General features: G+C 60.4%; 8 protein-coding genes. 3 read left to right on the forward strand and 5 right to left on the reverse strand.

The features are described from left to right. Positions 1 to 66 precede the first annotated feature (66 nt). Positions 67 to 969, reverse strand: a complete 903-nt coding sequence (locus DSM25558_RS16915) for an AraC family transcriptional regulator (RefSeq protein WP_077105855.1) — start codon at positions 967 to 969, stop codon at positions 67 to 69. A gap of 61 nt (positions 970 to 1,030) precedes the next feature. Here DSM25558_RS16915 and DSM25558_RS16920 point away from each other — a divergent pair, with 61 nt between their 5' ends. Then, the gene (locus DSM25558_RS16920) at positions 1,031 to 1,765 is read left to right on the forward strand and encodes an SDR family oxidoreductase (RefSeq protein WP_077105856.1); all 735 of its coding nucleotides are present in this window, start codon (positions 1,031 to 1,033) and stop codon (positions 1,763 to 1,765) included. Positions 1,766 to 1,871: 106 nt separating this feature from the next. On the opposite strand, the gene DSM25558_RS16925 is transcribed toward DSM25558_RS16920, so the two are convergent. The 4 genes from DSM25558_RS16925 to DSM25558_RS16940 are packed head-to-tail and all read right to left on the reverse strand — an operon-like array spanning position 1,872 to position 4,792. Then, on the reverse strand, positions 1,872 to 2,486 hold the full coding sequence (locus DSM25558_RS16925) for an NAD(P)-dependent oxidoreductase (RefSeq protein WP_244554233.1): 615 nt from the start codon (positions 2,484 to 2,486) through the stop codon (positions 1,872 to 1,874). Positions 2,487 to 2,501: 15 nt separating this feature from the next. Then, the gene (locus DSM25558_RS16930) at positions 2,502 to 2,915 is read right to left on the reverse strand and encodes a hypothetical protein (protein ID WP_077105858.1); all 414 of its coding nucleotides are present in this window, start codon (positions 2,913 to 2,915) and stop codon (positions 2,502 to 2,504) included. Between the two features lie 2 nt (positions 2,916 to 2,917). After that, a complete protein-coding gene (locus DSM25558_RS16935; protein ID WP_244554234.1) occupies positions 2,918 to 3,874 on the reverse strand; it encodes an alpha/beta hydrolase in 957 nt (318 codons plus the stop codon). A 39-nt stretch (positions 3,875 to 3,913) separates the two neighbouring features. Continuing rightward, on the reverse strand, positions 3,914 to 4,792 hold the full coding sequence (locus DSM25558_RS16940) for an NmrA/HSCARG family protein (protein ID WP_077105860.1): 879 nt from the start codon (positions 4,790 to 4,792) through the stop codon (positions 3,914 to 3,916). Between the two features lie 117 nt (positions 4,793 to 4,909). Between DSM25558_RS16940 and DSM25558_RS16945 the strand changes: the two genes are divergently transcribed. Both DSM25558_RS16945 and DSM25558_RS16950 read left to right on the forward strand, forming a co-directional pair. Further along, positions 4,910 to 5,809: a LysR family transcriptional regulator gene (locus DSM25558_RS16945; RefSeq protein ID WP_077105861.1), complete on the forward strand. Its 900-nt coding sequence runs from the start codon at positions 4,910 to 4,912 to the stop codon at positions 5,807 to 5,809. 146 nt (positions 5,810 to 5,955) lie between these two features. Further along, on the forward strand, positions 5,956 to 6,141 hold a 186-nt coding region (locus DSM25558_RS16950), incomplete at its 3' end, for a transposase (protein WP_143240115.1).

Below are 6,141 nucleotides of genomic sequence, written 5' to 3' on the forward strand. Positions count from 1 at the left end.
AAGGCGAACAGCCAAGCAGGTTTTCAGACCCGAAAGCCCAACGACTGGCAAAGTCATAAGGGATTTTCAGCGCCTCGGAGACTCTCCGAATGTTTGACGATAAGCATGACCAAATGCGCTTTGCGATGTGTAGCCGACACTCTGAGCGACGTCGAAAACCCGTGAATGACCTTCAGACAGCGCGACGCGGGCGCGTGTCATGCGCCAGTTGCGCATATATGCGAACGGTGCCAGTCCTACACGACGGGTGAAACTCAACGAGAATGCCGCTCGTGACATACCGGCCTCAGCGGCCAGATCGGCAACGGTCCATGGTCGTGCAATATTGTTATGGAAGCATTGGATGGCGCGCCCGATACGGACATCCGCCAGTGCACCAAGCCAGCCGCTGGTCATGCCTGATGCCGACGCGAAGGTACGGATTGCGTGGATGATGAGAACTTCAGCCAACTTGGCTGTGACAATCTCGTGCCCCAGATCAGACTGCTCTGACTCCCCTTCCAACAGATTTAGAACTGCCGTAATCGCCGCGGCCTCCGGCGACGCTCCTGAGACAGGTATGAGCGCTGGAATCATGTCGAGGAAAAAGGCTGCGGTACCGGGTGCAAAGGAAATGCCGCCACCGAGAATGACTGTGTCATCACCTCGCAGGCGAACAACGTCATTGCCTTCGGCATAAAGCGGCGTGCCGTCGATAGGGTCCAATGTGGGATCGCTCGCAATCGCGTAAGCTGTACGACCGATTAGACAGCAGTCCCCAGTTTCGATGCGCTGCGGGGAGCTGCCGGGCAGCAGAAGCCAGCCGCCTCCACGCAGCACCGCGACGAACTTCAGACGGTCGAGCGCCGGAAACGACAGTGCCCAGTCCCCTGCCCCTTCAAAGCGGGTTCGCCGTGTTGCCCGCGCATTCAGCACCGTGAGCACGTCTGACAGCGGGTCAAAAAATGAAGACGATTGCGATAAAACCATGGCTCTTCAAGCATAGTACGTCCAGCGCACATCTCCTATAGTCAAATTGAAGGAGAACGACATGACGATAGCAGGCAAAGTAGTGGTGATTACCGGCGCAAGTAGCGGCATTGGCCGCGCAACCGCAATACACCTCGCGAAAGCAGGCGCAGCTGTTGTGCTGGGCGCGCGGCGCGAAGATGTCTTGGCGGAGGTTGGTCGGGACATAGCCGCGAGTGGCGGCAAAGTGTCCTACAAAGCAACCGACGTGCGGGTTCGTGACGATCTCGAAGCACTTGTGGCGCTCGCGGTGGAGCGCTGGGGTCGATTGGATGTCATCGTCAACAACGCCGGAATTAGCCCGCTCTCGCGCTTTGACGCCTTGCAAGTCGAAGACTGGGACGCAATGATCGACGTGAATCTGCGCGGCACGTTGTACGGTATCGCCGCAGCGCTCCCTGTATTTGCTCGCCAGAGCAGTGGGCATATCATCAACGTGGTTTCAACGGCTGGCATCAAGATCGTGCCGACGATGGGCGTTTATGCCGCAACCAAGAATGCCGTCAGAACGATAACTGAAACTCTGCGACAGGAAGCAGGACCCCATCTGCGCGTTACAGAGGTGTCCCCAGGTATGATTGCGACCAACCTTACAGACTCGTTCACCGACAACGCCGTCAGGGATGCAATCGCAGAACGGATTAAGGAAATCGCCATCCCGCCTGAGGCGATTGCTCGTGGCATCGCTTTTGCCATCGACCAACCTGATGACGTGGATGTTGGCAGTATCGTGATACGACCTACCGCGCAGGACTGAGGTTGGGCGTTCCGGTATTCAGTCCTGCTAAGCAACCCGCGGCACCCCGGATCGTAGCCTTGTAAAGAGGAGTTGCAAGACTTCTTTTAATGCCTCGCTCCAGAGACTACCACGTGATCAGCGGCACCTTGCGCAGCCAGGTATCGGTGGCGAGTTGCTGTACGACGAACTCCGCGACATCGGCTCGGGCGATGGTGCCGCCATGGACGCCTGACAGGTCGGTCAGCGCCTTGATACCGCCGCGCGCCGGCTTGTCGTTGAGCACCGTCGGCCGGACGATGGTCCAGTCGAGTGTGCTGGCTCTGATCGCATCTTCCTGGCGATTCTTGTCTTCATAGACCTTGCGCAGCATCAGGGGCAGGAACAGCCGGTCGAAGAAGAAGCCGCCATGGCCGCGGCTATCGCCAGCACCAAGGCCGGTGATGCAGACCAGACGACGGCTGTTCTGCTGCTCCATGACATCGACCAGCGCGCGGGTTGCCGTCGAGAGCAGGGTCACCTCCCTGAACGGGCTCATGGCTGTGCCCAGCGAACTGATGACGGCGTCGCAGCCGGCGATGGCGCGGGTCAGCGCGGCGGGATCGCGGGCGTCGCCTTCGATCAATTCGGCACCGGCGAGGTCCGCAGCTTTTGCCTTGGAGCGAACGAGGGCTGCGACCTCGTATCCTTTTGCGATGGCCGTGCTGACGATCAGTCGTCCGGTGGCACCGGTCGCGCCCAATACCAGAATTTCATGTCAAACCTCCGAGGTTGTGGTGATGGATGGGGAAGCATTACCGATCCACCGCGCTGCGGCCTCTGCCGTATCCTGCGGACGGGTGTTGAATGCGATTGCCGCCTTCGGTGCGCCTTGGTGGATTGTGTTGACGGCCCTCTCGAAGAACTCCAGCCCTTTGGGCGGGAGGCGCAGGCCGCCACCGATCACGACGCAATCATAATCCACACTCGCCAGCTGCGCGGCCAATATCGCGATGCCATTGTCGTCGGGCGCGATCATGCAAATGTCGCCGTCCCAACCACGTTCGGTCATGGTCGTCTCCGCGATATCGATACCCGCCTGGATTTTTTCGGCATCAAACCCCGGAGGCAAGGAGGGATCGGAGAAATCGACGGTGTCCGGCTTCTGTCCTACAAACAATACGCGTGTCATGATCAAGCTCCTTTGAGTGAGTTGGAAGGAACGGTAACGTCAGCCGCGGCATCGAGCCGCTGGCGCAGGAAATCACCGATGGCGTTCACGGACAGTTCGGCCGCGCGAAACTGACTGATCGAAGATTGGAAGACATGCGGCATGCCTTCCCAGACCGACAGCGTGATCTCCACGCCCGCCGCTCGTGCCCGTTCAGCATAGCGGATTGAATCGGAGAGGAGTACTTCGTCGTCTCCGACATCGATGCGAACGGGCGGCAGGTCGTTGAGTTGAGCGTAAAGCGGCGAGGCCTTCGGGTTCGTGGCATCCTGGCCCTGAAGATAGAGATCAGAAAAGGCCTTGAGCACGCCATGCGTGAAGATCGGGTCCGCCTCTGCCCTTGTCTCGAAGCTGTCGCCGGTGAGCGCCAGGTCGGTCCAGGGCGACATCACCGCCGCGCCGACCGGCAGCCCTTTGCCGATGTTTTTATCGGTCGCAAGGATCGACAACAGCGCCAGCGTCAGACCGCCGCCCGCAGAATCGCCCACCACCACGATCCTTTCCGCTCCCTCCGCGACGAGGCCGCGATAGGCGGCGACCGCATCGTCGATTGCGGCTGGGAACGGGTGCTCAGGTGCCAGCCGATAGTCCGGTACGAACACATCGCTGCCAAGACGTGTGGCGATCTGGCCTACGAAACTGCCAAACGCCTGGGCCGAACCGAGCACATAGCCGCCGCCGTGAAGATAGAGGATGCGTGCACCCGGTGGTGCGTTTGGCACCCGGAGCCAGAAGCCCGCAATGCCGCCGACCGTCGCGGCCTCGACCCGGACATTTGCCGCAGCAGGTGTTGCGGCAAACATGGCGTCGAACATCGACCGCGCCTCAGGCCCGAGTGTCTCACCCTTATGGGCCGAGGCGACCTGTCGCATCGCGGCCACCGCTGGCGCGTCTTCGGCCAAAAGGGGCTGGATCGTCATCATGGTAGGGCTCCTTTGTCGGGGTTGTAAGGTGTGGGCTCAGCCCTTCGCCCACTGGGCGGCGGCATCCTTGGCAAAAGCGGCATAGGAACGCGGTGCGCGGCCGAGGAGCGTGGTCAGACGGGCGATGTCGTCAGCACTCGCCACAGCACCTTCTGTCTGATAGCGGCCGAACATCAGGCGCAGGTCGAGTGCATGCCAGGCGGGCAGCATGGTCTTCGTGCGCTGCTCCATGGCGACGAGATCGTCGCCACCATAACGGATTGCTTTGCCGAGAGCGTCGCTCCAGATGGTGGCGATCCCTTCGCCGGTCAGGCTGTCGGGACCAACTAGGGCATAGGTCTCGCAGCCGAGCGGCGTCGGAGCCTGATCACGGCGAATAAGCTCGATGGCGGCGGCCTCGCCGATATCGCGGATATCGACCATCGAGACGCCTTTCGTGCCGATCGGCGAGCCATAGACTCCAGCCTTCAAAAGCCCGTCCTTCTGACGAAGGTCATTCTGGATAAAGTAGGCGGGACGCAGAACCGTGGCTGGCAAGTCGAGCGCCTCGATCATGCGCTCCACCGTGTATTTGCCGGCAAAATGCGGCACATCGGCATAGGCCTCGCCGCCAAAAACCGAGAGATAGACGATGCCTTTGACACCGGCCTCACGGGCGACTGTCAGGGTCAGCATGGTCTGGGTCAGTTCATCGGCAACATTAGGGGCGAGCACGAACAACGTACTGACACCCACAAGTGCTGCGCGCACTGAATCCGGATCGGCGAGGTCACCACGGACCGCCATCACACCAGCGGGAAGCTGCGCCGTCTCGGGGGAGCGCGTCAAAGCGCGGACATCGACGTCACCAGTTTGAAGATGGGCCAGGACCTGCGCCCCGATGGTTCCTGTGCTGCCTGTTACGAGAATGCTCATGTCAAAATCTCCTTGTGTTTATGGTGTTGCATTTGCTGATGGAGAAGATATCCGTTTCATAATCGCTGAGAAGATGACAATATCGAGATTGAATGTCTCAAATACGGAACACCGCAAATGGATCTTCAGGCCCTGTCCGACTTTGATCTTGTCGCAGCCAATGGCGGGTTCGGCCGCGCCGCCCGCGTCTCCGGCCGCTCGAAAGCAACGCTGTCACGGCGGGTGTCCGAACTGGAAGAGAGCCTCGGCGTGAGGCTGATCGAGCGCGGATCCCAGAACCTGCGACTGACGGATGAAGGACGGGCGCTGCATGAGCGAACACACGGGCTGCTGAGTGAAATCGCGGAGGCCGGTGAGGCTGTCGTGCTGGGCGCATCGACGCCGAAAGGCAGGCTAAGGGTGAGCGCGCCGATGGTCTTCGCGCATGTCGCTCTGCCCCGGATTGCCGCGCGGTTTGCTCTGGCCTACCCGGAGGTCCAACTCGAAATCGTTGCGGAGGATCGCAAGGTTGATCCGGTCGAGGATGGTTACGATCTGATCATCCGCATCGACCCATCTCCGGACGAACGCCTCGTCGGCCGCCGTTTTCTCAACGATGAACGCCTGATCGTGGCACCGCCCGGAATGGTGCGACCTCTTCCGGCTTTGGATGGCGAGGAATCGGTGGTAAAGGCAGTCCTGCTCTCCGCGACGCCACCAGCGACCGTCTGGCGGATCAGCTCCGAAACGGAAGCTGACATCGTCCTGCGACCGGACCCGGTTCTCCGGCTGTCTTCGCTGCTAATGGTCCGCGATGCGGTGCTGGCGGGTGCGGGTGCAGCCATGCTGCCCAAACTCCTCGTTGCCGAAGACGTCGAGGCCGGCAGGCTTACCTATTGGGGTAAACAAGCTGGGCCGCCCGTGGAAATCTGGGCGCTGCAGAGTTCACGCCGTCTGGTCGGTGCCAAGGTGCGCGCATTTCTGGAGGTGGTTGGGAAGGCGTTTCCGGAGAAGGCTTTCGTCGCGCCGGGGATATAAACGGCAAAGAGTGCCGCGGTCTGGGTACCCAGAGCCCGCTCCAATCCGGCGCGGACCTCCGTAAACGTGACTAGGCTCAGGACCCATTAAAGCTCTTGCGATGTGCCCCTTGTTTTGATTCACTAAGATCAAAAGGAGACACTGCCATGAGTGACCTGATGCTTTTGTCGGATGCACAGATGCGCCGGATCGAACCTTTCTTCCCGCTGTCACATGGCGTGCCGCGTGTCGATGACCGCTTGGTATTGAGCGGCATCATCTTCGTCCTGCGCAATGGTTTGCGGTGGCGCGACGTGCCGCGTGAATACGGGCCGCATAAGACCATCTATAAT

The sequence above is a fragment of the Agrobacterium sp. DSM 25558 genome (assembly GCF_900100825.1).
GTDB lineage: Bacteria > Pseudomonadota > Alphaproteobacteria > Rhizobiales > Rhizobiaceae > Agrobacterium.